This is a genomic window from Nonomuraea sp. JJY05, from assembly GCF_043496855.1.
In the GTDB taxonomy this organism is placed as follows: domain Bacteria; phylum Actinomycetota; class Actinomycetes; order Streptosporangiales; family Streptosporangiaceae; genus Nonomuraea.
Map to the genome: position 1 here is coordinate 29,346 of NZ_JBIEIS010000005.1, position 26,989 is coordinate 56,334.

A 26,989-nucleotide genomic window follows, 5' to 3' on the forward strand; every position below is an offset into this window, starting at 1 on the left:
CTCAACAAGGGCTCGACCGTAGACTAGCGCCATGGAAGAACTGCTGGATCCCGGGCTCGGCCGGGTCCGGTTGTTCCTGGTGCACGACGACAACAAACCCCGCAAACTCCGGTACAACCTGGGCCATTCCCGCCTGCTGACCTTCGGTGGCGCGTACTCCAACCACATCAGGGCCGTGGCCGAGGCGGGGCGGCGGCACGGGATCGAGACCATCGGGGTCATCCGGGGCGAGGAGCACCTTCCGCTGAACCCCTCGCTCGCCCACGCGAGGGAGTGCGGGATGACCCTGACCTACCTCGACCGGGCCTCCTACCGGCTCAAGCACACCGAGGGCGTGCTGGCGGGGCTGCGGGCGCGCTGGGGTGACGACGTGGTGATCCTGCCCGAGGGCGGGAGCAACGCGGCCGCCGTGCGCGGGTGCGCCGAGCTGCCGGGGGAGATCCCGGCGGAGTACGACGTCATCTGCTGCCCGGTCGGCACCGGCGGGACGCTGGCCGGGATCTCGGCGGGGCTGCCGGAGGGGAGGCGGGCGATCGGGTTCGCGGTGCTGAAGGGGGCCGGCTTCCTGGCCGGCGAGGTGGCCCGGCTGCAGCGGGAGGCGTACGGGCGCACCTGGGCGAACTGGGAGCTCAACCTGGACTACCACTTCGGCGGCTACGCCAAGTCGACCCCGGCCTTGGACGCATTTATCAGGAAATATCGTGTTGAAGGCATCTATGTGGCCAAGATGCTCTACGGGATCCTCGACCTCGCCCGGCAGGGCGCCTTCCCCGACGGCACCCGCATCGTCGCCGTGATCACCGGTCAGCCCTCCACGCCCGTGTCGGTGTGAGCGGCCCCCACCGGCTTCGACTCGGGTGACCCCCGCTGCCGGAGGTAGATCGAGAGCACCACCATCGACAGCACCGCGAGCAGCTCCGACTGCCAGTTCTGCAGGGTCCGGTCCCAGAACTCGGGCGAGGTCACGTACGACCACCACGAGACCGCGTCGCGCAGGTCGCCGAGCCGATCCGAGTTGTACGCCGCCTGCCCCGCCACCGACTGCGCCAGCCACGACAGGACGAAGATGGCCCCCATCACCAGCCCCAGCGAGTTGCTGTAGACCCACAGCCTGAGCCCGTCGGACCTGGCCCACCGGGGAGAGCTCGGGCCGGCATGCGCCCCGATCTGCTGCTCCTCATCGGACTCCGTCCCCGCCCGATCCAGCTCCTTGGACTCGGGCGACCCCTTCTGCACGAGCCAGACGGTCAACATGATGAACAGCAGGAACTGCAGGTACTCCGACTGCCAGTTCTCCGCCACGTCCACCGCGAACGGGGACGACGTCACGTACTGCGCGAACGAGACCGGCTCCGCCCCCTCGGCCCGCTGCAGGTCGTTGTACTGCAGCATCCCGGCCACGGCCTGGCCGCCCAGCGAGAGCAGGAACATGACGAGGAACGCCAGCGCCAGCGAGTTCTCCCTGACCCACCTCATAGCCGCGAGAAGCCCACGACGAAGAAGTACGCCAGGCCGAACACGATGATCAGCATGGTGATCGTGAACATCGCGCGCATCAGTCCTCCACCTCGCACCGGTAGGGGAGGTCGCGCACCGGCTCGCACCCGGCGGCCGCGACCCGCCAGCCGTCGGTGAAGCGGTGCAGGAAGAGCGTGTCGCCGGCGAGCCGCACCTGGGCGGCGTCTCCCCACACGCTGACCGACGTGACCGACCCGCCCGGCCCCAGCTTCACCTCCCGCAGCGCCTCGGCGCAGGTCTGGCCGGGATCGGGAAGCTCCTCGGCGGTCTTGCGGGTGAGCATCGCGCACGCGGCGTCCTCGTGGTGCGCGGAGAGTGCCGCGTGGAAGCGCTCGGCCGCCCGCGCGGGGGCGGCCGTGTCCGGAGCGCAGCCTGCGGCGGCCAGCACGAGCGCCGGCCAGATGAGCAGCTTCCTCATGGACCTCCGCTACCCCGGGATCACCCGCGCATGCTAGCCGCCGAGCTGGTCGAGGACCGGCGACACCAGCGCGTTGAGCTCGCGGGTCAGCACCACCACCGCCCGGTGCGCGCGCTGCTCGACCTCGTCGTGCGGCCCCTCGGGCTCGGGCGGCAGGTCGTCCAGGGGCACGGGCACCTCCAGGAGCAGCGAGGCCCGCAGGAAGGGGTGCCGGGCCAGGTCCTGCTGGGTCGGCTCGACGTACTGGCCGAAGGTCTCCTGCCAGCCCAGCCATCCGCGGTCGCGCCACCAGGCCCGCGAGCGGGTCAGCTCCTCGGGCAGCGGCGAGACGACCCTGACCCGCGCGTAGAGCGAGCCGTCCCAGGTGTTGCGGTGGCAGGTGGCGTCGAGCACGCGCCGGTCCCACCGTACGTAGCCGGGGGTCAGCGCCGGCGGCGTGGCCAGCCGCCACGCGGCGCACGCGAACCTGATGGGCGCGATGTCGCCCCACTCGAACTCTTCGAGGTTCTTGCGAACGTGTACGGCATAGCGCCCGTCACGGTCTCTGTCGAACTCTTGATCGATCCAGAACGCCTTGCCCATGAGGACTACGCTACGGCCTCCCCCGTCCCGCCGGGGCTCCAGGCCGCACGGCCATCTCTACAAATGACCTGTGACGGACGTGACACATGTGTAGCTTTTTCACATTGTTGGATGACTTTGGAGTGAGCAATGGCGTCAGAACAGCTCGACGCGGCCATGAGCCACTGGAAAGCGGGAGATCTCGACCAGGCCGCCGCGCTGTTCAGGCAGATCGCGGCCACAGGGGATCCGGAGGCCTCGCATCTGCTGGCGGGTCTGCTGCAGGAGCAGGGGGACCTGGACGGCGCCGAGGCGGCGCACAGGTCGGTGATCCAGTCGGGCGACCCCGTGTTCGGGCAGCGTTCGGCCATCGCGATGGGCATGATGCTGGTCGCGGCCAAGGAGTGGCCGGCGGCGCACCGGGTGCTGACGATCGCGTCGGACGGGGCCGACTTCGAGGTGGCCGCGCTCGCCGACACGGCGATGGTGCTGGTGCTCACGCAGCTGGGCGACGTGGAGGGCGCGCAGGAGGCGCTGGAGCGGGCCCGCAGGTGTGACAGCCCGGCGGTGGCCGAGCTGGCCGCGCGGCTGGAGCTGCCCGAGTTCCACTTCCAGGACCCGGCCACGGCCCGCGAGCTCTATGAGGAGGCGGAGGATGAGGACGACTTCCGGGCGCTGCTGACCTGCGGCGACCCCGACGTGGTGTCGTCGTCGGCGTTCCGGCTGTACCAGATCTACGCCGAGGAGGAGGAGTTCGAGCAGGCCAGGCAGGTGTGCGAGCACGCCATCGCCGTCGGGCACCCCGACCACCTCGCCATGGCGCACAAGTTGCTCGGCGCGGTGCTGGTGGACCTGGGAGAGTACGCCGAGTCCGCCGCCGCCTACCGCGTGGCCGCCGAGGACCCGAGGCCCGACCTCCGGTTGCCGTCGCTGATCGAGCTGGCCAAGGTGACCGCGTCGCTGGGCGACGTGGAGGAGACCAAGGCGATCTTCCGCCGGGTGATCGCCAGCGGGCAGCGCGAGTACGTCGTGCAGGCCCAGGCGTGCCTGGCCCAGATGCACGTCGAGGCGGGCGAGACGGCCGAGGCGCTGGCGGCGCTGCGCGCGGTGCTGGAGGCGGGGGAGGACGAGTGGGCGTCGATCTGCGTCGCGCTGCTCGGCCTGCTGCTCGACCAGCATCCGGAGGTGTACGACGAGGCCATGGAGCTGGCGCGGTTCGCGACCGGGCACGACGACCCCGACGCCGCGTTCAAGGCCACGCTGCTGATCGAGCACGCCGCCAGGCAGCAGCCGCTGGCCGACCCCGTCGAGGAGCAGGCGCTCCAGGACACCGACGAGGGGCTGGCCCGCCTGCAAGCCGGTGACGTGGCCGGCGCCAGGCGGCTGCTGCAGGGGGCCGCCGACTCGGGCGCGGCCACGCAGTCGCTCAGGGCCATGGCGACGCTGGCCCAGCTGGAGATCGGCGAGGGCGACCGGGAGCAGGCCGACGAGCTGCTCGCGTACGTGGCCGAGGGCGACGACGTGCTCCAGGGCTTCAGCGCGACCTTCCTGCTGCACCTGCTGCGCGAGTCGGGCGAGGAACCGCACCCCGTGCTGGGGGCGATGCTCGACCACCAGCGGCTGGGCAGGGAGGAGGGGCTGGCTCGCTACCGCGCGGCCATGGACCATCCGGATCCCGCCGTCGCCGCGATCGGGGCCGCCGTGTTCGGCCAGGTGCTGGCCTCGATCGGGTACGACCTGTCGGACGCGGCCAAGCTGTTCGAGTCGGCGGCCGAGAGCGGGGACCCGCTGGCGTTGTCGTACACGGCGGTGATCTGCAAGGAGGTGCTGTCCGACGAGGAGGCGTCGCTCGAGCTGCTGCGCCGGGCCACGGCGGAGGGCCATCCGGTGCTGGCGCCGTGGGTGGGCTATGCGCTGGGCGGGCTCGTCGCGGAGCACGACCTGGGCGAGGCGCGGGCCGCGTACACGGCGGCCCTGGACGGCGGCAACCGCGGGCTGCGGAGCGAGGCGGCCGCCTCGCTGCTCACGGTGCTGGAGCGGCAGGGCGACCTGCTGGCCGTCTGCCGGCTGCACGAGAGGCAGATCGAGGAGGAGACCTCCGCGGACGACCGCTCGCGCGGCGCGTGGCTGCTCGGGCTGCACCGGGTGCGGGTCGACGACCTCGCCGCCGCGCGGGCGGCCTTCGACCTGGCGACGGGGGAGCCGGAGGAGATGGGACGTTTCGCCCGGTTCCTGCTCGACCGGGATCTCGACGCCGCCGCCGAGGCACTGGCGGAGATCGACGACGAGGGCAACGCGTTCCTGGTGAGCATGCTGGCCATGGAGAGCGCGCACGCCTGGCAGCGGCGCGGCGAGATCGCCGCCGCCGACGCGGCGCTCTCGCTGGTACTCGACGCCGGGCACCCCAACTACCGGCAGGAGGCGGGCTGCTACCTCGGCGCCCTGCGGAACGAGGCAGGGGACAAGCGCGGGGCGCTGGAGGCGTGGGAGCGGGTCGCCGAGGGCGACAACGAGCGCCTGGCCGCCATGACGCTGCGCGACATCGGCCAGGTGCGGCAGGAGCTCGGGTTGCTGGTCGAAGCGGCCGCCGCCTACCGGGGGGCGCTCGGGGAGCTGAACGAGGCGCGCAGGAAGGACGCGACCGTGCGGCTCGCCGAGGTGCTCGTGGCGAGCGGAGCGGCGCAGGAGGCCGGCGAGCTGATGACGGAGGAGTTCGGCGCGGCCGGGCGGCTCAAGTTCGCCGTCATTCTCCGCGACCACGGCGACCTGGGCGCCGCCCTGTCCCTCCTGACGCCCGGCTCGGGCGACACGTTCGAGGAACAGCTGCTCGGGGAGCTGCTGGCCAGGACGGGCGACGTGGCGGGGGCGCGGGAGGCGTTCGAGCGGGCCGTGGCCGCCGACCCCGAGTCCGCGTCCGGTGCGCTGATGTGGGCGGGCCGGACGCTGGCCGAAGCGGGCGACGACGAGTACGCCCGCTCCGCCTACGAACGGGTCGTCGCCCGGGACGACGACGAATGGTTCACGGCCGTCGCCCGCGTCCGGCTCGGCACGGCCTCGGCCAAGGAACGCGGATGGGTGCTGGCCGACGACGGCGACCGGGAGGGGGCGGTCGCGGCGCTGACCGAGTTCGCGGGGTCGGAGCTGATGGCCGAGGTGCTGCTCGCGCTCAACGAGGACGACGCGAAGGCCGTACGCCGCCTGGTGGCCGCGGCGGCCCCGCAGGATCGGCGCGAACCCCTCACCGAGACCCTTGAACGGGCCCGCGGGCTGGCCGACGAGCACGCGGCCGCGGCGCTGTGCCGGGTGGTCGCCGAGCTGGGCGAGCCCGACCTCGCCGCGCAGGCCGCGGTGGACCTCGGCGTGGTCCTCGCCGAGCGCGGCCACCACTGCCGGGCCGAGCTGAGCACCCTGCCCGCCACCGGACACCCGCGGACGGCCGAGATGGCCTGGCGCAACATCGCCATCCTCCGCCACCGCCGCGGCGACCTCGACGGGGCGATCGAGGCCGCCCGCGCCGCGATGCCCGCCACCGCCGTCGTGCTGGCCGACCTCCTCAACACGCGGGGCGACACCGATGGCGTACGCGAGGCGCTGACCGCCGGGGCGGCGGCCGGGGACCTCGAGAGCCTGAACCACCTGATCGCCCACCTGCTCCTCGTGGAGGACCACGACGCCGTGGTGGAGGAGGCCGAGCGGGCCGTCGGCACCGGCGACCCCGAGACCGTGTCGATGGGCTACTGGGCGTGGGGCGACGCGTACAAGGCGCGCGACGACCTGGAGAACGCGGCCCTCATGTACGCGCGGGGCGTGGAGACCGGCTTCCCCGGCACGTCGCCCGGCATCCGCGTGGACCTCGCCAAGGCCCTGCGCGGGCTGGGCGACCCGGCCGGCGCCGTCCGGGAGGTGCGGCTGGCCATCGAGTCCGGCGCCCCCGACGCGGTGGACCGGGGCGGCGTGCAGCTCGGCATCTGGCTGTACGAGGAGGACGACCACATGGGGGCCGCCCGGGCGTTCGCGGCCGCCGCGGGCGCCGGCTCCGAGGTCGCGGCGGGCAACCTGCGCGTGCTCGCCCACCAGGCGTGCGACCGCGGCGAGCACGACCTGGCCGTGCGGATCCTGCGGCTGATGGGCGACGAGGCCGCGGGCGTGGCAAGCGAGCTGGGCGGGCAGTGCGAGGACCCGGGCGCCGTACGGGCGTACTTCGAGCTGGCCGGGCGGGGGACGTTCACCGAGCTGGACATCGCCGACCGGCTGGCCGGGCTGGGCGAGCACGCCGAGGCGCGGGCGATCTACGAACGGCTCAGCCGGGACGACGACGCGGACGTACGGTTCATCGCCGGCGGCAGGCTGCTCGAACTGCTCGACGACGAGGAGGACGCCGACGCGTTCTTCGACGTCGCGCGGCGGGCGGCGGCCGACGCCGACAGCCCCGTCCGCGGGGTGTTCGGGAGCCTGCTCGGCATGCTGCAGGGCAGCCGCGGGGACACCGAGGCGTCCCTGGACACGTTGCGGGAGGCGGCCGCCGGGGGCGAGCCCATCGCGGTGGCCACGCTGGCGCAGACGCTGATCGGGGCCGGGCTGGTGGAGGAGGGGCGGGAGGCGTACCGGCGGGTGATCGACGCCGGCGACGCCGACCTCGCGGCCCGGGCGATGATCGCGCTGGGGCAGACATACCACGAGGAGGACGAGGAACGCGCCCGCCAGTGGTACCTGCGGGGCGTCGAGGAGGCCGAGGGGCACTACAGCGCGCTCGCGGCGATGTACCTGGGCGCGCTGGCCAAGCGGAACCGGGACTTCCCCGAGGCGCTCACCTGGTACCAGCGGGTCATCGACGCGGGGGACAGCGAGTCGGGGCTGGCCGCGGCGCACCTGGGCGAGCTGTGCTACTGGCTCGGCGACCACGACGGCGCCCTGCGGTACTACGAGCTCACGCTGGGGCTGACCGAGCAGGCCGACCTGGTGGCCGAGGCCGCCTGCCGGATGGGGGAGATCAGGTACGCGCGGGGCGACCTGGAGCTGGCCCGGCGGCTGCTGGTGACGGCGGTGGAGACCGGCGACCCGTCCTTCGCCTCCCCGGCCTCGTCGCTGCTGGCCAAGATCGGATAAGCCTGGTCAGGCCCGCCGCCGGGGCCGGCGGCGGGCCTGACCACGTCAGACGTGCCCGAGGCCCACCGGCAGCAGGGCGCGGAGCGTGGCCTGGACGGACTCCAGGTCCACCGCCTCGGGGGCGACCCGCCACTGGGCGTGGACGCCGATGACGGCCCCCACCAGCAGGACCGCGAACGCCTCCGGGGCGGTTCCCGGGGGCAGCGCGTCCGCCGGTGTCCGGGCCAGCACCCCCTGCCGCAGCGCGGCGTGGAGCCGGGCGTAGTGCTCGCGGATCGGCGAGCCGGCCTCCACGGCCTCGGCGAGCAGGGTGATGAACAGCCGCGTGGCGGGCACCCGGATGAAGCCCATGACCTGGTCGAGCGGATCGCCGGCGGGCGGCGGGAAGCCGCTCAACATGGTCTGGAGCTGGTCGTCGACCACCGCTTCCAACAGGCCGAGCTTGTTGCCGAAGTGCCAGGGGATGGAACCCCGGCTGATGCCGGCCTTGTCGGCGATGTCGATGAAGCTCGTCTGCCGGTACCCCTTCTCGGCGAAGAGCTCGGCCGCGGCCGCCACCAGCAGCCGGCGGCTCTCCTGAGTCCTCTCGTCACGTCGCGTGGCCATGCGGCCATCTAACCAGGCATGCCGGATGACAGAGCATGTGCTGGCCGATATAGCCTGTGTCGGCCAACATAGAAAGGTGTCATGATGGACTCCGGGAAGCGGCTGCTCCGCTGGGCGAGCGGGATCATGCTGGTGCTGGGAGCAGGGCATCTGTCCCTGCTGGCGTTCTTCGCCTGGGGCGACATCACCGGCTGGGTGGACCGGGGGCCGTGGGCGGCCGTCCCGCTCGAATTCACGGGCGGTGCCCAGACGGCGGAGTCCCTGCAGAACAAGCTCGTCTTCTGGGCCGGTCCGGGGGGCTTCGCCGTCCCGCTGATCCTCCTGGGGTGCCTGATCTGGCACCTGGCAGGACGAGGGGTGGCGGTACCCGCCGGACTCGGCTGGGGCGTCGCGGCGTGGTGTGTGCTGGGCGGCGTCCTCCTCGTGCCGTCCCCGTTCTTCGCCGGGACCGTCTCCGGGGCGCTCATCGTCGTGGCGGCCCGGCGGGCCCGCTCTAGTTCACCCGGGTGACCCGGCCCAGGGCCGGGGCCTGCAGCGGGCTCTTCGCCCGGATGTAGGACTCGAACGCCTCGATGTCGCGTACCTTCTCCACCCGCTCGGTGCCCTCGGTCAGCACCGAGAAGCCGTCGCCGCCGGTCGCGATGAAGGAGTTGGCGGTCAGGCGGTACTTCGCGGCCGGGTCGACGACGGTCCCGTTGAGCTTGACGGTGGCCGGGTCGATCCGGTCGCAGGCGGGCTTGGCGTTGTCGTAGGTGTAGGTGAGCCCCTGCGAGACGCCGAGCACGCGCGCGGTCCCCTGGCCGCACCACTGCTGCTCCAGCAGCCGCTCCAGCTGGGCGCCGGTGAGCGTCATGGTGACGAGCATGTTGGCGAAGGGCTGCACGCGCAGCGCCTTGCCGTGGGTCACCAGGTTCGACATCTCGTTGCCGGTGGGGTTGACGATCAGGTCGCCGCCGATGCCGCCGCCGTAGGGCGGCTGGATCGCGATCTGGGCGCCGCCGTTCTCCGGGGCCGAGGTGGCGAAGAGCCGGGCGTCGGCCAGGGCGTGGCCGACGGTGGACTCACCCGCGGCGTTGCGCTGGGCGGTCAGGTCGCGGGCGAGCAGGCCGACCGGCCGGTCCAGCAGCTTCTGCCCCTGCTCGTCGGTCCTGCGGCGCAGGGCGGCGATCTGGCCGTCGGGCTTGATGTCGTGGGTGACGGTGATGTTCTCGGCCTTGGAGGCGGTCGGGTTGCCGGTCGCCCGGTCGACGGTGAGGGCGACCCTGGTGAGCTCGCGCGTGTGGCCGGAGGTCTGGGTGACCGGGATGCCGTTGATCACGCAGTTGTACGCGTTGTGGGTGTGCCCGGAGATCACCGCGTCGACCTCCGGGTCGAACCTCTGCACGATGTCCTTGATCGGCCCGGCCAGGTTGTTGCACTGGTTGGGCAGGCCGCCGCCGGTCTGGCCGCCGCCCTGGTGGATCAGCACCACGATGGTCCGCACCCCCTTGGCCTTGAGCTCGGCCGTGTAGGTGTTGACCGCCTCGGCCTCGTCGCGTCCCTCCAGCGGCGCGGTGGGGCCGGGGGCCTCGTTCAGCGTGTTCTTGTAGCTGACGCCGATGATGCCGACCTTGACGCCCTTGACCTCCTTCACGATGTAGGGGGTCATCGCGGGCTTGCCGGTGGTGGTGTCGACGATGTTGGCGCCCAGGTAGGGGAAGCCGGCGCCCTTGAAGCCGGGGAGCGCGCACCCTTCGATCGGGTGGCAGCCGCCGTTCTCCATCCGGCGGAACTCCGCCAGGCCCTCGTCGAACTCGTGGTTGCCGACGCTGGAGGCGTCCAGGCGCATCAGGTTGAGCGCCTGGATGCCCGGCTCGTCGTGCAGGGCGGTGGAGATCATGGTGCTGGAGGAGATGTTGTCGCCGGCCGCGAGCCGCAGCGTGCCGTGGGGGTTGTCGCGCTGGAGCCGGTCCATGTGGGCGGCCAGGTACTCGGCGCCGCCCGCCGGGACCGGCCCGGACGGTGTCATGGCGAAGCTGGTCGGGAAGCCGGAGTGGAAGTCGTTGAAGGCCAGTAACTGGATGTCCACCGCGTCGGCGCGGGTGGGCAGCAGGCCGGCGCTCCCGAGCACCAGCGCCAGGAGGAAGTTCCGCATGGCCTCGAAAGTGACATACTCCCAATAGATCACACAAGGGGGAAATTTTCTAACATCGCCAGTTCAATGTGAACTATTGACATGCATGCCGTAAAGCGGGATGGTTCCTCCCATGTCACCGATCCTGGCCAGAATCCGGGGGGTCGAGCCCACCCTCACCGCGACCCACCGGCGCATCGCCGAGACGATCCTCGCGGACCCCGCTGCCGTGGCCGCCTCGACCATCGGCGAGCTGGCGGAGCGGTGCGGCACCTCGCTGACCACCGTGACCCGCTTCTGCCGCGAGCTGGGCCTGGCCGGCTACCCGGAGCTCAGGCTGGCGCTGGCGGCCGAGCTCGGCCGCAACGACGCGGCCCCGCGCGAGCAGAGCCTGATCGCCTTCTCGCCGGATGACCCCGCGAGCCTGGTGCTGCGCAGCCTGCTGGCCAGCGACATGCGCGCGATGGAGGAGACGGCGGCCCAGCTCGACCTCGAGGCGGTGGACCGGGCGGTCTCCGCCCTGGTGCGCGCCAGGTTCATCGACTTCTTCGCGGTGGCCGGAAGCGCCGGCGTGGCCATGGACCTGCACCTGCGGTTGCACGCCGTCGGCCGGCCGGGCGCGCTGTGGACCGACGTGCACAGCGCCGTCTGCAGCGCCAACGCGCGCGACGGCCACGACGTGGCGCTCGGCATCTCCCACTCGGGCACCACGGCCGAGGTCGTCGAGCCGCTGACCATCGCCAAAGAGCGCGGCGCCACCACGATCGCGGTCACCAACTTCCCCCGCAGCCCGCTGGCCGAGGCCGCCGACATCGTCCTCACCACCGCCGCCCAGGACACCCCCTTCCGCGCCGGCGGGGTGGCCGCCCGCCACACCCAGATGCTCGTCCTGGACTGCCTCTACATCGGCGTCGTCCAGCGCACCCATGAGACCAGCAACCAGCTGCTGACCGCCGCCACCGACGCGGTCGCCAAGCACCGCCTGCCCCCACGCTAGGAGCCCCCCATGCGCCTCGCCGCCGCTGTCGCGCTGGCGATAGCCGTCACCGCCTGTGCCCCTTCGACCACCACCCGTGCCGCCGAGGGCAAGGTCACCCTCTCGGTCTGGGGGTGGGGTCCCGAGGCCAACTACGACAAGATGTTCGCCGAGTACGAGAAGCTCAACCCGGGCGTCGACGTCGACGCCCGCTCCTTCACCACCGCCACCGAGTACGACACGATCCTGTCCACCGGCCTGGCCGGCGACAGCGGCCCCGACCTGGCCTGGCTGCGCGCCGGAGCCCAGCTGCAGCCGCTCGTCGAGGCCGGACGGCTCCTCCCGCTCGACACCAAGGACGTGCCAGGCCTGGCGGGCTTCGACGAGGGCGTCCTGCGCGCCGCCAAGGGCGACAAGGACGGCAAGGTGTACGGCGTGCCGTTCGCCGTGCAGACCCTGCAGGTGATCTACAACAAGAAGATCTTCGCCGACAACGGCGTCACCCCGCCCAAGACCTACGACGAGATGATCTCCTCCGCCCAGAAGCTCAAGGCCAAGGGCGTCATCCCGTTCGCCTTCGGCGGCAAGGACGACTGGATGCTGCCGATCGTGGCGAGCATCTTCGGCACCGCCCACTGGGGCGGCGACGAGTTCCTCGACGCCGTCAAGGCCAAGCGGAAGAAGTTCGCCGACCCGCGCTTCGTCGAGGGCATCGACCAGCTCAACAAGCTCAAGCCGTACTTCCCCGAGAACGCCGCCGGCGTCTCCTACACCGACGCGCAGATCCTGTTCTCCTCCGGCAAGGCGGCCATGTTCCCCGGCGGCCTGTGGGAGCTGAACTTCTTCAGCGAGAACGCCAAGGGCGTCCAGCTGGGCGTCTTCACGCCGCCCGCGCCGGAAGGCCAGGGCCTCATGCCCGGCTTCACCGACGGCTCCTACGGCGTCAACGTCAAGACCCGGCACAAGGCCGAGGCGCTGAAGTTCGCCGCCTGGCTGGCCTCCAAGGACTACGGCCGGCTCTACACCGACACCGTGCGCACCTTCTCCGCCGTGCCCGGCGTCACGCCCAAGGACCCCCTGCTCGGCGAGGTGGCCGCCACCTTCGGCGAGCACGGCGCTACCTACTTCATGAACGAGTTCGCCTACGGCAACCCCTCCTCGGCCGCCGTGTTCTCCAAGGCGCTGCAGGAGATGCTGCTGGGCCGGATCACCGCCGAGGAAGCGGCCGAGCGGCTCGACAAGAGCGTGTCCACATGGCTCTAGGCACGCGGCGGGGATCGTCGTACCTGTTCCTGATCCCCGCCTTCCTCCTCTACTCGGTCTTCGTGGTATACCCGCTGTTCACCGGCCTGACCTACAGCTTCTTCTCCTGGAAGGGCACGCTGCGCGGCGACTTCGCCGGGCTGGGCAACTACGCCGGCCTGCTGTCGGGCGCCTTCCTCGACCAGCTGCTGCCGGCGCTGGGGCACAACTTCCTGCTCTTCGCGGGCACCATGCTGGTGCAGAACACGCTGGGCCTGGCCTTCGCGCTCGCGCTGTCCCGCGTCCGGCGCGGCAAGCGGGCGCTGCAGACCATGTTCGCCCTGCCGTACCTGGTCAACCCCCTGGTCATCGGCTACCTGTGGACGCTGCTGCTCAGCCCCGCCTTCGGCCCGGTCAACGCGTTCCTCGAGCCGCTCGGCCTGGCGATGCCGTGGCTGGGCGACCCGGACACCGCGCTGCCGACCGTCATCGTGATCACCACCTGGCAGTGGGTGGGCTTTCCGATGCTGCTGTTCAGCGCCGCCCTCGGCGGCATCCCCCAGGAGTACGGCGAGGCCGCCAGGACCGACGGCGCAGGCTCCTGGCAGGTGTTCTGGCGCATCACGCTGCCGCTGCTCAAGCCGGCCATGGCCACTGTCACGATCCTCAGCTTCATCGGCAGCATGGGCACCTTCGCCCTGGCCTACGCGCTCGGCGGCTCCAACGGCGCCCCGGCGGGCGCGACGGACGTGCTCGGCCTGCTGTTCTACCGGACCGCCTTCGCCTCGGGCGACGTCAACGCCCTGGGCACCTCCTCGGCGCTGGCGGTCTTCATGTTCACCTTCATCTTCGGCTCGACGCTGCTGCTCGAGCGGGTCCTGAGGAGGAAGGCGTGAGGGCGGCGGCGATCAAGGTCCTGCTCTGGGGCTACGCCGCCTTCTCCATGGCGCCCCTGCTCGTCATGGTGCTCAGCTCGTTCCGGCCCACCAGCGAGATCTTCGACCAGCCGCTCGGCCCGCCCACCGGGCTCGGCAACTACGTCAAGGCGTGGACGGAGGCGTCGTTCTCCACCTACGTGGTCAACTCGGCGGTCGTCGTGGTCTGCGCGGTGCTGCTGGGCGCCGCGGTCTCGCTGCTGGCCGCGTACCCGCTGGGCCGCAGGGAGTTCCGCGGCCGGAGCATGTTCGCCGCCTACTTCGTCTCCGGCATGACGCTGCCCGCCCACCTGGGCGTGCTGCCGCTGTTCTACCTGCTGGAGAGCATGGGGCTGGTGGACTCGCTGGCCGGGCTGGTGCTGGTCTACGCGGCCGGGTCGGTGCCGTTCAACGTCTTCGTGCTGACCGCCTTCTTCCGCCAGCTGCCGCAGGAGCTGGACGAGGCCGCGGCCCTGGACGGGGCCGGGCCGTTCGCGACCTTCTGGCACGTGATGCTGCCGCTGGTCCGGCCCGCGCTCGCGACGGTGGTGGTCTTCCAGTTCGTGCCGATCTGGAATGACTTCTTCTACCCCCTGGTCCTGATGCGGGACGAGAGCAAGCTGACCCTGCCGGTCGGCCTCACCCACTTCTTCGGCCAGTTCCAGAACGACTGGGGGACGCTCTTCGCCGGCCTGGTGATGACGACGATCCCCCTGGTCGTGCTCTTCGTCCTGGCCACGCGCCAGATCGTCGCCGGGCTGACCGCCGGCATGAACCGTTGAGGAAACAGTCCATGGATCTTGTGATGGCCTTCGCCGACGAGGCGCGCTCCCGCCTGGACCGGCTCGTGACCGGCCAGCTGTCCGCCATCAGGCAGGCGGGGGCGCTGATCGCCGCGACCGTGCGCGCCGGCGGCGTCGTGCACGCGTACGGGACGGGGCACTCGGAGGCGGTGGCGCTGGAGGTGGCGGGCCGGGCGGGCGGTCTCATCCCGACCAACCGGCTCACCCTGCGCGACCCGGTGGTGCTGGGCTCGGCCGACCCCGGCGAGTTCGACCCGCTGGCCGAGCGCGACCCGGGCACCGCGCACCAGGTGCTGGCCCTGCACGCGATCGAGAAGTCCGACGTCTTCGTCATCGCCTCCAACTCGGGCGGCAACGGCTCGACCGTGGAGATGGCCCGGCTCGTCAAGGAGCGCGGCCTGCCGCTGATCGCGATCACCTCCCTGGCCCACTCCGGCGCCATCACCTCGCGCCATCCGTCGGGGGAGCGGCTGTTCGAGCTGGCGGACCTCGTGATCGACAACCTCGCCCCGTACGGCGACGCCGTCCTGCCGACCGAGCACGGCCCGGTCTGCGGCATCTCCTCGATCACCTCGGCGCTGGCCGTGCAGCTGATGGTCGCCGAGGCGATCGGCCTGCTCCAAGCGGATGGAACGGTCCCCCCGGTCTACCTGTCGGCCAACATCCCCGGCGCCGACGCGCACAATGACGCCCTCGTGGCCCGCTACGCCGGGCGGATCAGGACCGGAGCGCTGTGAATCTGACGATCGCCGCCTTCTGGCCGCCGCCGCCCCACGAGACGACGCCCGCCCGTTACCGGGAGATCGCCGACGCCGGCATCGACCTGGTCATCACCGGCAACTACCTCAACGACCGCGTCATCCTGCGGCACGCGCTGGCCTGCGCCGAGGAGGCGGGGCTCGGCGTGCTGGTCGCCTCCGACCCGCGCGTGGACGTGCTCATGCGCGACCTGGACGTGGACCCCGCGCCGCTGCTCGGGCGGGTGGTCGGCGACTACCGCCCGTTCCGCTCCTTCCGCGGCGTCGGCCTCATGGACGAGCCGCACCCCGAGCAGTTCGCGAGGGTGGCGGCCGGGGTCGCCGCCGTGCGCGCGGCCGGCGCCTTCGCCTACGCCAACCTCTTCCCGAGCCACGCCACCGGCCCGTACGACGCGTACGTGGGGGAGTTCGCCAGGATCGTCCGCCCCGACGTGCTCTCCTTCGACCGCTACCCGTTCCTGGCCGAGGGCTTCGACGAGGGCTACTTCGCCGACCTGGCGACCGTGCGCGAGCACGCGCGCCAGGCCGGCCTGCCCGCCTGGATGTACGTGCAGACGCTGGCCTACGACGGGCACCGCGAGCCGACGGCCGCCGAGCTGGCCTGGCAGGTCAACACCGCGCTCGCCTACGGCTACACCGGCATCCAGTACTTCACCTACTGGACGCCCGACCCCGCCCGCGGCGAGGGCTTCCAGCCGGCGCTCGTCGACGGGGACGGCGTGCCGACCGAGCGCTACGGCATGGTGCGCGACCTCAACACCCGCTGGCTGCGCCCGGTGGCGGCGGAGCTGTCCGGCTGGACGTCGGCCGACCACGACGGCGACGTCCTGGTGGGCCGCTACGGCGGGGGCCTGCGGTTCGTCTGCAACGCCCGCTACGACGAGCCGGTCGAGGTCACGCTCGACGGGATCACCGAGGCCTTCGACCCGGCGACCGGCTCCTACGCGGCCTGCGGCCCGGCCTTCACCCTCGCGCCGGGCGCGGCCAGGCTGGTCCGATGATGCTCTTCGCCGGCGTCGACGCCGGCGGCACCACCACCCGGGCCGCCCTCCACGCGCCGGACGGGACCAGGCTCGGATACGGCACCGCCGGACCGGGCAACCCGGCCGCACACGGCGGAACGGCGGCCGCGGCGGCGATCGAGCAGGCCCTGCGCCGCGCGCTCGACGGCCTGGACCCCTCGCTGGTGGCCGCCTCGGTGGCGGGGGTGGCGGGCGCGGACGACGGCTTCGCCGCGGTGCTGCGGCGCGTCTGGACCGCGTGCGGCATCGCCGCACCGCCCAGGCTGGTGGGTGACGTGGACGTCGCCTACGCGGCCGGCACCCCGGCGCCCTCCGGCACGCTGCTGCTCGCCGGGACGGGGGCGGTGGCCGCCCGCTTCTCCGCTCGCGCGGTGGCGGCCGTCGCCGACGGGCTCGGCTGGCTGCTCGGCGACGAGGGCGGAGGGTTCTGGATCGGCCGGGCCGGGGTGCGCGAGGCCGTCCGCGCGCTCGATCGCGGCCTGCCGTACGGGCTGCTGGTGGAGCTGGTCAGCGCGCACTTCGGCGTGGCGGGGGAGCCGCGGCGGCGCGCCGACCGCATCGTGCGGCTGGCACAGGCCGACCGGATGCTGGTGGCGGCCGCGTCGCCTCTCGTGGCGGAGGCGGCGGCCGGGGACGAGCGCGCGGCGGAGATCGTCGGCGAGGCCGCGCGGCGGCTGGCGGCGACGGCGGGCCGCGTCCACGGCGAGGGCCCGATCGTGCTGGCGGGCGGCGTGCTGGCCGCCGACGGCCCGGTACGCGCGGCGGTCATGGCACTGCTGGCCGGCCGGGAGGTGGTCACCGCGCGGGACGGCGCGGCCGGGGCGAGCTGGCTGGCCGCGCTCGACCGGCTGGGCGACCTCGGCACGCACGCGCGCTTCACGGCGACGGGTTGAGTCTCAACCTGCTTGAGACCCCATAGTGGACGCCGTGGACGACGACGAGCTCTACTCCATCGGGGACGTGGCGCGCCGCACCGGCCTGAGCGTCAGCGCCATCAGGTTCTACTCCGACGCCGGGATCATCGCGCCCACCGGCCACACGGACGCCGGGTACCGGCTCTACGACATCCAGGCCGTCGCCAGGCTGGAGCTCGTCCGCACCCTGCGCGAGCTGGACGCCGGCCTCGACGACATCCGCCAGGTACTGGCCGGCGAGCTGACGCCGCACGATCTCGCCACGGCCCATCTCGCGCTCGTCGAGCGCCAGGAACGTCGCCTGCGGGCCAGGCGGGCCGTCCTGCGCACCATCGTGAGACAGCACAGCCAGGCCGAGCAGGTGAGCCTCATGCACAAGCTGGTGTCCATGTCCGACGACGACCGTGACCGGCTCGTGGACCGGTTCTGGAACGAGGTCAGCGACGGCCTCGACGTCCACCCCGCCTTCGTCGAGCGGCTGCGCGAGCTGCGGCCGAACCTGCCGGAGGAGCCCACCACCGAGCAGCTCGAAGCCTGGATCGAGCTGGCCGACCTGGTACGGGACGACGACTTCCGCCGCTCGGTCCGCGAGCACCTCCACGAGACCTACTCCACCGACCAGGGCCGCCTCATGACCGCGCCGGCGACGCTGGGCTCGATCGAGCAGGGGGCGGCGGTCATCAGGGAGGCCCAGGCGGCGCAACGGGCCGGGCTGCCCGCGGACTCCCCGCAGGCCCGGGACATCGCCGGCCGTTTCCTGGCCGCGATCGCCGAGACCGCCGGACAGCACGACACCGTCGAGTTCCGGCGCCGGCTGGCCGCCAACCTCCTGGTCGCCAAGGACCTCCACCAGGCCGAACTCCGGCGCGCCGCGCACGAGACGTCCCGGTTCGGCAGGTACCTGTCGCTGGTGGCCGCCGTCAACGGGACGCCGCGCGAGGACGAGGTCCCCGTGCCCTACGAGTGGATCGCCGCGGCTCTCGACCACCACTGAGTGAACTTGTCATTAATTAAATGACCGATTAGTCTCATCTGGTCAAACAAATGAGGTGAGACGGATGGTCAAGGTAGGACGGCCGCCGCAGGACCCGGCCCGGCAACTGGAGCGGGGCCACCGGATCCTCGACGCCGCCGCCGATCTGATCCTGCGCTGGGGCTACGGCAAGACCACGATCGACGACGTGGCCAAGGCGGCAGGCGTCGCCAAGGGCACCATTTACCTGCACTGGAAGACGCGCGACGAGCTCTTCGCCGCGTTGCTGCGCCGCGAGCGGGTGCTCATGCTGGCCGAGGTCCGCCAGGGCGCCCCGGCCACGCTGGCCGAGCTGTACGGCGGTTACGCGCGCGTGCTGCTGCGCAGGCCGCTGCTCCAGGCGCTCATGCGGGGCGATTCGGAGCTGCTGGGCAAGTTCACCCGCCAGAAGCAGCAGGCGGGCCTGTCGCCGACGATGGGCGCGCCCCTGGAGGCGTACGTGGCCGAGCTGGTCAGGCTGGGCGCGGTGCGCGCGGAGCCGGGCGAGCACGCCATGGTGGCCAACGCCGTCCTGTACGGGTTCCTGTTCGTGCCGGACGGCCTGCCCAAGGAGGACGACCGGATCGCGTTCCTGGTGGCCGACACCATCGACCGGGCCTTGAGCACGGGCCGCCCCCTGTCCGGCGACGACGCGGACGCCGTCGCGCGGGCCACCATCGACTTCCTCTCCGCCACGCAGGAGATCGCCGAGCAGCGGCTGGCGGCCTCCATGGGCGGGACGCAAAAGGCTCAAAGGAGCGTGTGACGTGAAGGCCGTACTCCCTCTCGACGACGCGGCGGCCGACCTCGCGACCGTCGGCGGCAAAGGCGCGTCCCTGGCCAGGCTGACCAGGGCGGGGCTGCCCGTCCCCGCCGGGTTCCACATCACGACCGAGGCCTACCGGGCGTTCGTGTCGGCTTTCCGCGACGAGCTCCCGCACGCGGAGGACCCGCGCACGCTGTTCGCCGCCCACGACATGCCCGCCGAGCTCGCCGCGGAGATCCGCCGGGCGTACGAGGCGCTCGGCGACGACGTGCCGGTGGCCGTGCGCTCGTCCGCCACCGCCGAGGACCTGCCGGACATGTCGTTCGCCGGCCAGCAGGACACCTACCTCAACATCAGGGGCGACGCCCTGCTCGACGCGGTCAGGCGCTGCTGGGCCTCGCTGTGGAACCCGCGCGCCATCGCCTACCGCGACCAGAACGGCGTCCCCCACGACGACGTGGCGCTGGCCGTGGTGGTCCAGGAGCTGGTGGACGCGGACGCGGCCGGCATCATGTTCACCGCCGACCCGATCAGCGGCGCCCGCGACTCGACCGTCGTCAACGCCTCGTGGGGGCTCGGCGAGGCGGTCGTCGGCGGCCAGGTCACCCCCGACACGATCGTCGTGTCCGGCGGCGCCGTGACCCAGGAGCAGGTGAGCGACAAGACGGTCATGACCGTCCGCACCCCCGACGGCACCCGCGAGCAGCCCGTCCCGGAGGAGCTGCGGCGCGCGGCCGTGCTCGACGCCGCCCAGGCCGTGGAGCTGGCCGCGATCGGCGCGCGCATCCAGAGCCTGTACGGCATGCCGATGGACGTCGAGTGGGCCAGGCGCGACGGGAGGTTCGCCATCGTCCAGGCCCGCCCGATCACCGGCATCAAGCCGCAGGTCGAGGAGTGGAACGACAGCCTCAAGGGCGAATACCTGTGGACCGGCGGCAACCTGGGCGAGGCCATCCCCGACGTGATGACGCCCATGACGTGGTCGTTCGTGCGGCTGTTCATCCATGAGGCCATGTCCGCCTCGGCCCTGCCCGGCTTCGACCTGGTCGGCAACATCGGCGGCCGCTTCTACATGAACCTGAGCGTCGTCCACTCCATCGCGAGGGCCCTGGGCATGAGCGGCAGGCTGAGCGCGGTCGAGCAGGTCTTCGGCAAGCTGCCGCCGGGGCTCGGCGTGCCGATGGTGCCGGTGTCGCGCTGGGAGATCATCAAACGCGTCCTGCCCATGGCGATCGGCATCCAGCGCCGCGTGCGTACCAACCTCAAGGGCATGCGCGCGTTCCTGGCCACCTCGCAGCGGCGCTGCGAGGAGCTGCGCGCCACGATCGCCGCCACCGGGTCGGGCCCCGAGCTGGCCGAGCTGTGGGAACGCGAGATCAAGCCCCACCTGGTCACCTCCTGCCGCATGCTGGAGGCCGCCGGCCGCCAGGGCGGCGCCACCCTGGTGTGGACCCGTGACCGGCTGCGCAAGATGATGGGCGAGGTCGACGCCGAGGCCATGCTGACCGGCGTCAACACCGACGGCGAGCTGGCCAGCCTGGGCCCGGTCATGGGCCTGTCCAGGCTGGCGCGCGGGGAGATCACCAGGGACGAGTTCGCCCGCACGTACGGACATCGCGGCCCCCACGAGTTCGAGGTGTCGATCCCGCGGCCCGGCGAGGACGACGGCTGGATCGACGCCCAGCTCGCGGGCCTGCGTGACCTGCGGGCCGACACCGAGGCGCTGCTCGCGCGGCAGCGCAAGGCCAGGGAGGAGGCGTGGGCGCGCTTCGCCGAGCGCCATCCGCGCCAGGAGGCCAAGATGCGCGCCAGGGTCCAGCGCTGGAACGCCGTCGTGCGGGACCGCGAGTCCACGCGCTCGGAGAACATGCGGGCGTTCTGGGTGCTGCGGGCCTTCGCCGTACGGGCGGGGGAGCTGTCGGGCCAGGGCGACGACGTGTTCTTCCTCTACCTGGACGAGCTGCTCGCCCTGCTGCGGGGCGACCCGTCCGCGCTGGAGCGGGTGCCGGTGCGGCGGGCCACCTACGAGCAGTACGCCGCCCTGCCGCTCTACCCCGCGCTGATCGTCGGCCACTTCGACCCCGTGCGCTGGGCCGCCGACCCCGCCCGGCGGGCCGACGTCTACGACGCGCGCGGCACGGTCGTGCCGGTGAGCGACACCGTGAAGGGCTTCCCCGGCGCCCCCGGCGTCGTCGAGGGCATCGCCCGGGTGATCTCGGGGCCCGAGGAGGGCGACCGGCTCAAGCCGGGCGAGATCCTCGTCACGACGCTCACGAACGTGGGCTGGACCCCGATGTTCCCCCGCGCGGCGGCCGTGGTGACCGATATGGGCGCGCCGCTGTCGCACGCCTCGATCGTGGCGCGCGAGCTGGGCATCCCCGCCGTGGTCGGCACCGGCAACGCCACCATGCGCCTGCACGACGGCGACCGGATCAGGGTGGACGGCGAGCGGGGCACGGTCGAGTTGCTGGCGTGAAAAGTCTCCGCCAAGTCGGCCGCTTCGAGGGGTGGCATGGGGTGACCTTGGTGCCCATGATCGAATGGTGGACTCCAGAGGACGTACACGAGCTCGAGGCGCGCTGCGCCCGGTTCCGCATCGCCAAGCTGGCGCTCGATCGGGGCGTCGCGGAAATGGACAGGCGTGAGTGGGACGGGGAGGACGAGGCCGATCCGGCGGCGTGACTTCGCCGAGCTGCCCCCGTCGCTCGTGGCCGAGGTGGAGCGCAGGCTGGGCCCCGTGCGCGGGTTCGAGGAGCGGCGGGGCGGCTTCTCGGACGGCGTGCTCGGCGTGGCCGCGCTCGCCGGCGGGGAGCGCGTGTTCGTCAAGGCCGTCCCGGCGGACGGCGGGGACGCGGGCGCCTACCGGGAGGAGGCGGCCGTCAGCGCGGCGCTGCCTCCCGGGGTGCCCGCGCCGCGCATGAGGGGCCGCTGCGAGCTGTGGCAGGACCCGGGCCCCGCCCGGCTCGGCGCGTGGGAACGCGACCATCTGGCCAGGCTGGCGGAGATCGAGCGGGAATGGGAGTCGCTGGTCACCGGCGACACGATGCTCCACTTCGACCCGCGGTTCGACAACATCCTCATCGACGGGCGCGGGACCGCCCGGCTGGTGGCGCTCCTGGGCTACTGGACGCGTACGCGGTGCTCCCCGGGCCGGCGCACGCGCCGCACCTGCGGGAGCGGCGCGAGCACTCCCGCCGCGCCACCCTCGCCTGGCTCAGCGCCCGCTGGGCCTGAGGGGCACGCCTACCAGCCGGGCACGAGCCGCGCGTGCGCGTCCTGTGCCGTACGCGTCTGAATCGCCCTCAGATTCACGTGGGCGGCCTCTGTCAGCTGTGCCGTTCGCCGGGGCGGACCAGCCCGCTCTCATAGGCGTAGACCACCGCCTGCACGCGCGTGGTCAGGCCGAGCTTCATCAGGATCCGGGACAGGTGGGTCTTGACGGTGGCCTCGCCGAGGTGGAGCCGACCGGCGATCTGGATGTTGGTCAGTCCCTGCGCGAGCAGCTTCAGCACGTCGGTCTCTCGAGCGGTGAGCGTGCCGAGTTCGGCTGACCGGCCCGCGCTCCTCGCCGGGTCCGGCTGGCCGGCGAACGTGGCGATCACCCGCAGCGTGACGGCCGGATCGAGCAGTCCGCCGCCGGCCGCGACCGTCCTCAGCGCGTCGATCAGGTGTTCGGGCGGCGCGACCTTCAGCAGGAAACCGCTCACCCCGGCGCGCAGCGCCGCAGCGATGTACTCGTCCTCGTCGAACGTCGTCAGCACGATGACCTTGCTGTCGGGGTGGTCGCGGACGAGCCGGTGGGACGCTTCCAGCCCGTCCATGCGCGGCATGCGCACGTCCATGAGCACGACGTCCGGACGGGTACGCGCGACGAGATCGAGGGCCTCGGCCCCGTCGGACGCCTCGCCGACGACCTCGATGTCGGGCTCGCCGCTGAGCACCAGCCGCAGGCCGGTGCGGATCATCGCCTCGTCATCGACGAGGGCTACGGTGATTGGCATCGTGGCGTCCTTACCAGGCGCGGGGGAGGGGGAATCGGGCACGTACGGCGAAGCCGCCATCCGGCTCCGGGCCGGTGTGCAGGCTGCCCTGGACCATCGCCAGCCGTTCCCGCATGCCGACCAGGCCGTGGCCGGTCCGCTTCCCGTTGGGCGGGGTGGTGGCGGCGGGGCTGTTGCGGACCTTCGCTGTCCCGGTCCGCGTCCCGTTCACCGAAGGGATGGGAGCGGGGGCGTTGCGTACCTCCATGGTGAGCGCCTGATCGGTGTAATCGATGGCGACCGAGGTCGGCGCAGCGTCGGCGTGCCGCAGCACGTTGGTCAACGCCTCCTGGAGCACCCGATACGCGGTCACATCCAGCACCGGCGGCAGTCGGGGCAGATCGGAGGGGGCGTCGAGGGTGACGGCCAGCCCTGCGGCGCGTACGTCGGCGATCAACTCGTCGAGCCGGGCCAGCGACGGCATGGGGGTGAGCGGCTCGCCGTCGACGCGTTCGCGCAGGATGCCCACCAGGCCGCGCATCTCCTCGACGGTCTGCCGCCCGAGGCGCTCCAGCCCGGCTACGACCTCTTGCTCGGCCGGGCGGTCGGCGAGCAGCCTGCGCAGCCCGCCGAGTTGCAGGGTCATCACGCTGACCGAGTGCGCGACTGCGTCGTGCACTTCCCGGGCGATGTGCGTACGCTCCTGCGCGACGGCGGCCTTGGCAATGGCCTCGCTCTGGGCGTCGAGGGCGGCCGCGAGTTCGGCCAGCTTGACGGCCCGCTCGCCGTTGCGCCGGGCCAGCAGCCCCATGGACCAGCCCGGCAGCAGGATCGAAGGCACGAACAGCAGCTCCCACGGTGAAGCTGTGACGGCCGAGGTACTGGCGAAGGACGCACCCGCGACGCACAGTGCCACGACCGAACGCCGACGCGGCTCGCGCCAGCCCGCCCATGCGACCGCCCCGAGCAGCCCGATCATCGTCGCGCCGCTGACCCCGGGCGCGCCGAACGCGACCATGCTCACCGGCAGGCAGGCGGCTGCGACGACCGTACCCGCCAGTGGCCACCAGGCCGCCAGCATCAGGCCGGCGCCCATCACGACGCCCGAGACCCAGACGGCCGTGGAGGCCGCGCCGAAGAAGTCGTCCAGCCGGACCTCCGCCACGGCCAGCACTGCGACCAGAGGCCCGAACACCATGGGGATGAGGCGTACGTTCCTCAGCCGGCTCATCGTCATGACCACCGATCGTAACCGCGCTCGCCGCCTCCCGACTCCGCCGAACGATGGACCCCGGCAGCTCACGCTATCCGTCAAAGAGCGGACCCGGCGGCCGCCCGGTCCGCCACGGGGCGGAGCCATCACGGTGCGCGATGGCTGACGCGCTGGTGGACGCTCCGGCGAGAGGGTGGAGCCCGATGACGAACAAACACCCAGGAGGTACGAAATGACCCCCCTCACGCACTCTCCGGCCGCCGAACCCCACGTCGCGGAGCCGGCTGCCCGGTTCCTACGGCGGGCCGGTGGCGTCGCGCTGATCGCAGGACCCGTGCTGGTGTTCGCCGGGATGATGGCCTGCCCGCCGCAGGACTCCGACTCCACCCTGCACTACGTCACCTCACTCGCCCGCGATTCCTTCCTGACCGAGCTGTCGGCCATCCTGCTGCACTATGGGCTCGTTGTGGGCGCGCTGGGCGCTCTGGCCGTGCCCGGGTTGGTACGCGGGAGCAAGGGTCGCCTGCTCACAGTGGCCGGCGCGCTGGCGAGCGCGGTGAGCATGCTCAACGTGTCCGGGGCCGTCCGGGACGACTGGTGGCGCATGATCCTGGGGCAGCAGCTCGAGATGAACGTCGCGGTGCAGCTGTCCGAGGCCGTGGACGCGGCGTCGTTCATGCCGCTGTGGAGCGGCACGGAGCTCTTCGCCTTCCTCGGCCTGCTCGCGCTCAGCACAGGTCTCGCCCGAGCGGGCGTGGCCGGGTGGTGGCTGACCGCGGTCTACGTCGCCGCCTTCGCCGGGATGATGGTCATCCCAATCCACCTGACGTACGTGATCGGCGGAGTCTTCACCCTGCTGTTCCTGCCGCTCGTGGTCGCCGGCGTGCGCCTGCTGCGGCGCGAGCGTGCTGGTGCCTGACAGCTCCGGCTCAGCACTCGATGGTCTCCCAGACCGAGGCCAGGTCCCTGGCGATCTTGATGTCGTCGTTGCCAGTGTGCCGCTCGATCGGAGCCGGCAACCCCAGCAAGACCACAGATCACAAAGCCTGGCTGTAGTAAAAGATCGCTAGCCGCCGACATGGATGCCGGGCCGCTCGGCGGGGTCGGGCTCGCTCTTGCGCAGGATCTCGCGTACGACCGGCGCGGTGTCGCCGCGACCGAGGATGAGGTAGCGGAACAGGTGCACCAGCGGCGAGCCCTCCGCCCACGCGAAGTAGCAGTGCGGCCGCACGCCGCCGGCGTCGCGGAGCGCGAGCAGGACGGCGGCGATGGCGTTGGGTGCGGCCGGGCTCTCCGCGCGCAGGATGCGGTATTTGTCCACCTCCACCCCGCGCACGTGGAGCACGTCGCTGAAGTCGGAGGGGTCGATGACGTCGATCTCCAGGAACAGGACGTCCGCCCGGCCCGGCACGGGGTTGACCCCGCGCTGCTCGGACTCCTTGTCGGCGTACTCGGCCGCGTCACCCGCCTGACGCCGGTTGGCGATGATGTTGAGCGCGCCGTCGTAGTCGAGCGAGTCGGCGACGAACCGCCGCGCCGCCTCGTCGAACTCGATCCGGTCGGCCCGCAGCTCGGTCGTCCGCGAGACGCGCGAGACCAGCGAGATGGCGATGATGCCCAGGATGAACAGCGCGGAGATGGCGATGCCGTCGGGCTTCTCCCGGATGTTCTCCACCAGCGCGTACACCAGCACCAGGGTGAGCACCGAGAAGCCGGCCGTGGCGGCCCGCTGGCGGCGGCGGATGGCCGAGATCGTCACCGCGACCGCGCCGGAGACCATCATGGCCAGGATGCCCGTGGCGTACGCGCCGGCCTGGGCGTCCACGTCGGCGTCGAACGCGATGGTGAGCACCACGCAGATGCCCGTGTAGACCAGCACCACGGGCCGCACGGCGCGGCCCCAGTCGGGCGCCATGCCGTAGGAGGGCAGGTAGCGCGGCACGATGTTGATCAGGCCGGCCATCGCGGAGGCCCCGGCGAACCACAGGATGAGGATCGTGCTGATGTCGTAGACCGTGCCGAACATCTCGCCGAGCCGCTCGTGCGCCAGGTAGGCCAGCGCCCTGCCGTTGGCCTCGCCGCCGGGCCGGAACTTCTCGGCCGGGATGAGCACCGTGGTCACGAAGCTGGTCGCGATCAGGTAGACGCTCATGATGAGGGCGGCGCAGGTGAGCAGCTTGCGCGTGTTGGCGATGCGGGACTCCAGCTGCTCCTCGGCGGTCTTGCCGGAGGCGGCCACCAGCGGCATCATGCTGACGCCCGTCTCGAACCCCGAAAGGCCCAGCACCAGCAGCGGGAAGGCGAGGACGGCCGGTCCGATGAGGCCGCCGAAGCCCCCCGTGCCGCTGGTCAGCGCGTCGGTCCAGCGGGAGAGCGCGTCCGGCGAGGAGAAGACGTCGGCCAGGCCGACGGCGACGACGACCGCGTTCAGCAGCAGGAAGACCGCGACCAGCGGGATCGCCACGCCGACCGCTTCGCTGAACCCGAGCAGGAACACCCCGCCCAGCACCAGCAGCAGCACCACGGTCAGCAGGACCTCGTGGCCGTGCAGGAAGCTCGGGAAGTACGGGTTCTCCACGACGTGCACGGACGCGTCGGCCGCCGACAGCGTGATCGTGATGATCCACGACGTGGCCACGAACCCCAGCAGCACCAGCACGAACAGCTTGCCCCGCCAGAACGGCAGCAGCCGCTCCAGCATCGCCACCGAGCCCTGCCCGTGCGGGCTCTCCCGGGCCACCCGCCGGTACATCGGCAGCATGCCCAGCAGCGTCAGCGCCACGATGAGCAGCGTGGCCAGCGGCGACAACGCGCCGGCCGCCAGCGCGGCGATGGCGGGCAGGTAGGCCAGCGTGGAGAAGTAGTCGACGCCGGTCAGGCACATGACCTTCCACCAGGCCTGCGGCTCGGCGTGTCCCTCGGCCGCCTCCGGGCCCGTCGGCTGCACGCGAAGCTGCAGCAACCAGCGCGCCAGGCTGTTGGACGGGGGCGCTGGAGGTGTCGGGCTTTCGACGACCGCGGGGATCGTGCGCCCACCGGTACCGCTCACCGGATCTTCCTCTCTCAT

At 72.2% G+C, this 26,989-nt stretch carries 24 protein-coding genes; 16 read left to right on the forward strand and 8 right to left on the reverse strand.

Annotated elements, in window-relative coordinates; translation table 11 throughout:
* Positions 1-31 precede the first annotated feature (31 nt).
* On the forward strand, positions 32-832 hold the full coding sequence (locus tag ACFKCF_RS08010; protein WP_394492231.1) for a 1-aminocyclopropane-1-carboxylate deaminase/D-cysteine desulfhydrase: 801 nt from the start codon (positions 32-34) through the stop codon (positions 830-832).
* Here ACFKCF_RS08010 and ACFKCF_RS08015 read toward each other — a convergent pair.
* The 3 genes from ACFKCF_RS08015 to ACFKCF_RS08025 all read right to left on the reverse strand — a co-directional run bounded on the left by ACFKCF_RS08015 (position 805) and on the right by ACFKCF_RS08025 (position 2,518).
* Complete coding sequence (locus tag ACFKCF_RS08015; protein ID WP_394492233.1) at positions 805-1,476, reverse strand: DUF6766 family protein; 672 nt, start codon at positions 1,474-1,476, stop codon at positions 805-807. The genes ACFKCF_RS08010 and ACFKCF_RS08015 overlap by 28 nt on opposite strands.
* 79 nt (positions 1,477-1,555) lie before the next feature.
* Positions 1,556-1,936, reverse strand: coding sequence for a hypothetical protein (locus ACFKCF_RS08020; protein ID WP_394492235.1), 381 nt, complete (start codon positions 1,934-1,936; stop codon positions 1,556-1,558).
* A 33-nt stretch (positions 1,937-1,969) separates the two neighbouring features.
* Positions 1,970-2,518, reverse strand: coding sequence for a hypothetical protein (locus ACFKCF_RS08025; RefSeq protein ID WP_387564646.1), 549 nt, complete (start codon positions 2,516-2,518; stop codon positions 1,970-1,972).
* Between the two features lie 129 nt (positions 2,519-2,647).
* Here ACFKCF_RS08025 and ACFKCF_RS08030 point away from each other — a divergent pair, with 129 nt between their 5' ends.
* Complete coding sequence (locus ACFKCF_RS08030) at positions 2,648-7,603, forward strand: tetratricopeptide repeat protein (protein ID WP_394492237.1); 4,956 nt, start codon at positions 2,648-2,650, stop codon at positions 7,601-7,603.
* A gap of 45 nt (positions 7,604-7,648) precedes the next feature.
* On the opposite strand, the gene ACFKCF_RS08035 is transcribed toward ACFKCF_RS08030, so the two are convergent.
* The gene (locus ACFKCF_RS08035; RefSeq protein WP_394492239.1) at positions 7,649-8,209 is read right to left on the reverse strand and encodes a TetR/AcrR family transcriptional regulator; all 561 of its coding nucleotides are present in this window, start codon (positions 8,207-8,209) and stop codon (positions 7,649-7,651) included.
* An 81-nt stretch (positions 8,210-8,290) separates the two neighbouring features.
* Here ACFKCF_RS08035 and ACFKCF_RS08040 point away from each other — a divergent pair, with 81 nt between their 5' ends.
* The gene (locus ACFKCF_RS08040) at positions 8,291-8,719 is read left to right on the forward strand and encodes a DUF6463 family protein (protein WP_394492241.1); all 429 of its coding nucleotides are present in this window, start codon (positions 8,291-8,293) and stop codon (positions 8,717-8,719) included.
* On the opposite strand, the gene ACFKCF_RS08045 is transcribed toward ACFKCF_RS08040, so the two are convergent.
* A complete protein-coding gene (locus ACFKCF_RS08045) occupies positions 8,703-10,343 on the reverse strand; it encodes a bifunctional metallophosphatase/5'-nucleotidase (protein ID WP_394492243.1) in 1,641 nt (546 codons plus the stop codon). The genes ACFKCF_RS08040 and ACFKCF_RS08045 overlap by 17 nt on opposite strands.
* 112 nt (positions 10,344-10,455) lie before the next feature.
* Between ACFKCF_RS08045 and ACFKCF_RS08050 the strand changes: the two genes are divergently transcribed.
* The 12 genes from ACFKCF_RS08050 (at position 10,456) to ACFKCF_RS08105 (ending at position 22,024) form a co-directional block, all read left to right on the forward strand.
* Positions 10,456-11,319 (forward strand): MurR/RpiR family transcriptional regulator, encoded by an 864-nt coding sequence (locus tag ACFKCF_RS08050; RefSeq protein ID WP_394492245.1) that lies wholly within the window; start codon positions 10,456-10,458, stop codon positions 11,317-11,319.
* 9 nt (positions 11,320-11,328) lie between these two features.
* Positions 11,329-12,561: an ABC transporter substrate-binding protein gene (locus ACFKCF_RS08055; RefSeq protein WP_394492247.1), complete on the forward strand. Its 1,233-nt coding sequence runs from the start codon at positions 11,329-11,331 to the stop codon at positions 12,559-12,561.
* Positions 12,552-13,436, forward strand: a complete 885-nt coding sequence (locus ACFKCF_RS08060) for a carbohydrate ABC transporter permease (protein ID WP_394492249.1) — start codon at positions 12,552-12,554, stop codon at positions 13,434-13,436. Before ACFKCF_RS08055 ends, ACFKCF_RS08060 begins: the two co-directional genes overlap by 10 nt.
* A complete protein-coding gene (locus ACFKCF_RS08065; RefSeq protein ID WP_394492251.1) occupies positions 13,433-14,236 on the forward strand; it encodes a carbohydrate ABC transporter permease in 804 nt (267 codons plus the stop codon). The genes ACFKCF_RS08060 and ACFKCF_RS08065 overlap by 4 nt, the downstream gene beginning before the upstream one ends.
* A gap of 11 nt (positions 14,237-14,247) precedes the next feature.
* Positions 14,248-14,994 carry a sugar isomerase domain-containing protein gene (locus tag ACFKCF_RS08070; RefSeq protein WP_394492253.1) on the forward strand — a complete coding sequence of 249 codons (747 nt, stop codon included), beginning with the start codon at positions 14,248-14,250 and terminating at the stop codon, positions 14,992-14,994.
* Positions 14,991-16,016 carry a hypothetical protein gene (locus ACFKCF_RS08075; protein WP_394492255.1) on the forward strand — a complete coding sequence of 342 codons (1,026 nt, stop codon included), beginning with the start codon at positions 14,991-14,993 and terminating at the stop codon, positions 16,014-16,016. Before ACFKCF_RS08070 ends, ACFKCF_RS08075 begins: the two co-directional genes overlap by 4 nt.
* On the forward strand, positions 16,013-16,930 hold the full coding sequence (locus ACFKCF_RS08080; protein WP_394492257.1) for an N-acetylglucosamine kinase: 918 nt from the start codon (positions 16,013-16,015) through the stop codon (positions 16,928-16,930). Before ACFKCF_RS08075 ends, ACFKCF_RS08080 begins: the two co-directional genes overlap by 4 nt.
* Positions 16,931-16,964: 34 nt before the next feature.
* Positions 16,965-17,945, forward strand: a complete 981-nt coding sequence (locus ACFKCF_RS08085; RefSeq protein WP_394492258.1) for a MerR family transcriptional regulator — start codon at positions 16,965-16,967, stop codon at positions 17,943-17,945.
* 64 nt (positions 17,946-18,009) lie between these two features.
* Complete coding sequence (locus ACFKCF_RS08090) at positions 18,010-18,729, forward strand: TetR/AcrR family transcriptional regulator (protein ID WP_394492260.1); 720 nt, start codon at positions 18,010-18,012, stop codon at positions 18,727-18,729.
* A gap of 1 nt (position 18,730) precedes the next feature.
* Entirely contained in the window at positions 18,731-21,205 is a 2,475-nt protein-coding gene (locus ACFKCF_RS08095) for a PEP/pyruvate-binding domain-containing protein (RefSeq protein WP_394492261.1), read from the forward strand.
* A 56-nt stretch (positions 21,206-21,261) separates the two neighbouring features.
* Positions 21,262-21,411, forward strand: coding sequence for a hypothetical protein (locus tag ACFKCF_RS08100; RefSeq protein ID WP_394492263.1), 150 nt, complete (start codon positions 21,262-21,264; stop codon positions 21,409-21,411).
* On the forward strand, positions 21,371-22,024 hold the full coding sequence (locus ACFKCF_RS08105) for a hypothetical protein (protein ID WP_394492265.1): 654 nt from the start codon (positions 21,371-21,373) through the stop codon (positions 22,022-22,024). Before ACFKCF_RS08100 ends, ACFKCF_RS08105 begins: the two co-directional genes overlap by 41 nt.
* Before the next feature lie 31 nt (positions 22,025-22,055).
* On the opposite strand, the gene ACFKCF_RS08110 is transcribed toward ACFKCF_RS08105, so the two are convergent.
* Positions 22,056-22,730: a response regulator gene (locus tag ACFKCF_RS08110; RefSeq protein WP_394492267.1), complete on the reverse strand. Its 675-nt coding sequence runs from the start codon at positions 22,728-22,730 to the stop codon at positions 22,056-22,058.
* A 10-nt stretch (positions 22,731-22,740) separates the two neighbouring features.
* The gene (locus ACFKCF_RS08115; RefSeq protein ID WP_394492269.1) at positions 22,741-23,946 is read right to left on the reverse strand and encodes a histidine kinase; all 1,206 of its coding nucleotides are present in this window, start codon (positions 23,944-23,946) and stop codon (positions 22,741-22,743) included.
* Between the two features lie 208 nt (positions 23,947-24,154).
* Between ACFKCF_RS08115 and ACFKCF_RS08120 the strand changes: the two genes are divergently transcribed.
* Positions 24,155-24,841: a hypothetical protein gene (locus tag ACFKCF_RS08120; protein ID WP_394492271.1), complete on the forward strand. Its 687-nt coding sequence runs from the start codon at positions 24,155-24,157 to the stop codon at positions 24,839-24,841.
* 147 nt (positions 24,842-24,988) lie between these two features.
* On the opposite strand, the gene ACFKCF_RS08125 is transcribed toward ACFKCF_RS08120, so the two are convergent.
* The gene (locus ACFKCF_RS08125) at positions 24,989-26,971 is read right to left on the reverse strand and encodes an amino acid transporter (RefSeq protein ID WP_394492272.1); all 1,983 of its coding nucleotides are present in this window, start codon (positions 26,969-26,971) and stop codon (positions 24,989-24,991) included.
* Between the last annotated feature and the right edge of the window lie 18 nt (positions 26,972-26,989).

What these genes read in the sequence shown, in the direction of transcription:
- ACFKCF_RS08015 (WP_394492233.1), bottom strand. Translation starts at nt 1,476, where the DNA reads ATGAGGTGGGTCAGGGAGAACTCGCTGGCGCTGGCGTTCCTCGTCATG.
- ACFKCF_RS08040 (WP_394492241.1), top strand. Translation starts at nt 8,291, where the DNA reads ATGATGGACTCCGGGAAGCGGCTGCTCCGCTGGGCGAGCGGGATCATG.
- ACFKCF_RS08055 (WP_394492247.1), top strand. Translation starts at nt 11,329, where the DNA reads ATGCGCCTCGCCGCCGCTGTCGCGCTGGCGATAGCCGTCACCGCCTGT.
- ACFKCF_RS08010 (WP_394492231.1), top strand. Translation starts at nt 32, where the DNA reads ATGGAAGAACTGCTGGATCCCGGGCTCGGCCGGGTCCGGTTGTTCCTG.
- ACFKCF_RS08045 (WP_394492243.1), bottom strand. Translation starts at nt 10,343, where the DNA reads ATGCGGAACTTCCTCCTGGCGCTGGTGCTCGGGAGCGCCGGCCTGCTG.
- ACFKCF_RS08110 (WP_394492267.1), bottom strand. Translation starts at nt 22,730, where the DNA reads ATGCCAATCACCGTAGCCCTCGTCGATGACGAGGCGATGATCCGCACC.
- ACFKCF_RS08120 (WP_394492271.1), top strand. Translation starts at nt 24,155, where the DNA reads ATGACCCCCCTCACGCACTCTCCGGCCGCCGAACCCCACGTCGCGGAG.
- ACFKCF_RS08100 (WP_394492263.1), top strand. Translation starts at nt 21,262, where the DNA reads ATGATCGAATGGTGGACTCCAGAGGACGTACACGAGCTCGAGGCGCGC.
- ACFKCF_RS08035 (WP_394492239.1), bottom strand. Translation starts at nt 8,209, where the DNA reads ATGGCCACGCGACGTGACGAGAGGACTCAGGAGAGCCGCCGGCTGCTG.
- ACFKCF_RS08115 (WP_394492269.1), bottom strand. Translation starts at nt 23,946, where the DNA reads ATGACGATGAGCCGGCTGAGGAACGTACGCCTCATCCCCATGGTGTTC.
- ACFKCF_RS08090 (WP_394492260.1), top strand. Translation starts at nt 18,010, where the DNA reads ATGGTCAAGGTAGGACGGCCGCCGCAGGACCCGGCCCGGCAACTGGAG.
- ACFKCF_RS08070 (WP_394492253.1), top strand. Translation starts at nt 14,248, where the DNA reads ATGGATCTTGTGATGGCCTTCGCCGACGAGGCGCGCTCCCGCCTGGAC.
- ACFKCF_RS08060 (WP_394492249.1), top strand. Translation starts at nt 12,552, where the DNA reads ATGGCTCTAGGCACGCGGCGGGGATCGTCGTACCTGTTCCTGATCCCC.
- ACFKCF_RS08030 (WP_394492237.1), top strand. Translation starts at nt 2,648, where the DNA reads ATGGCGTCAGAACAGCTCGACGCGGCCATGAGCCACTGGAAAGCGGGA.
- ACFKCF_RS08025 (WP_387564646.1), bottom strand. Translation starts at nt 2,518, where the DNA reads ATGGGCAAGGCGTTCTGGATCGATCAAGAGTTCGACAGAGACCGTGAC.
- ACFKCF_RS08050 (WP_394492245.1), top strand. Translation starts at nt 10,456, where the DNA reads ATGTCACCGATCCTGGCCAGAATCCGGGGGGTCGAGCCCACCCTCACC.
- ACFKCF_RS08020 (WP_394492235.1), bottom strand. Translation starts at nt 1,936, where the DNA reads ATGAGGAAGCTGCTCATCTGGCCGGCGCTCGTGCTGGCCGCCGCAGGC.
- ACFKCF_RS08080 (WP_394492257.1), top strand. Translation starts at nt 16,013, where the DNA reads ATGATGCTCTTCGCCGGCGTCGACGCCGGCGGCACCACCACCCGGGCC.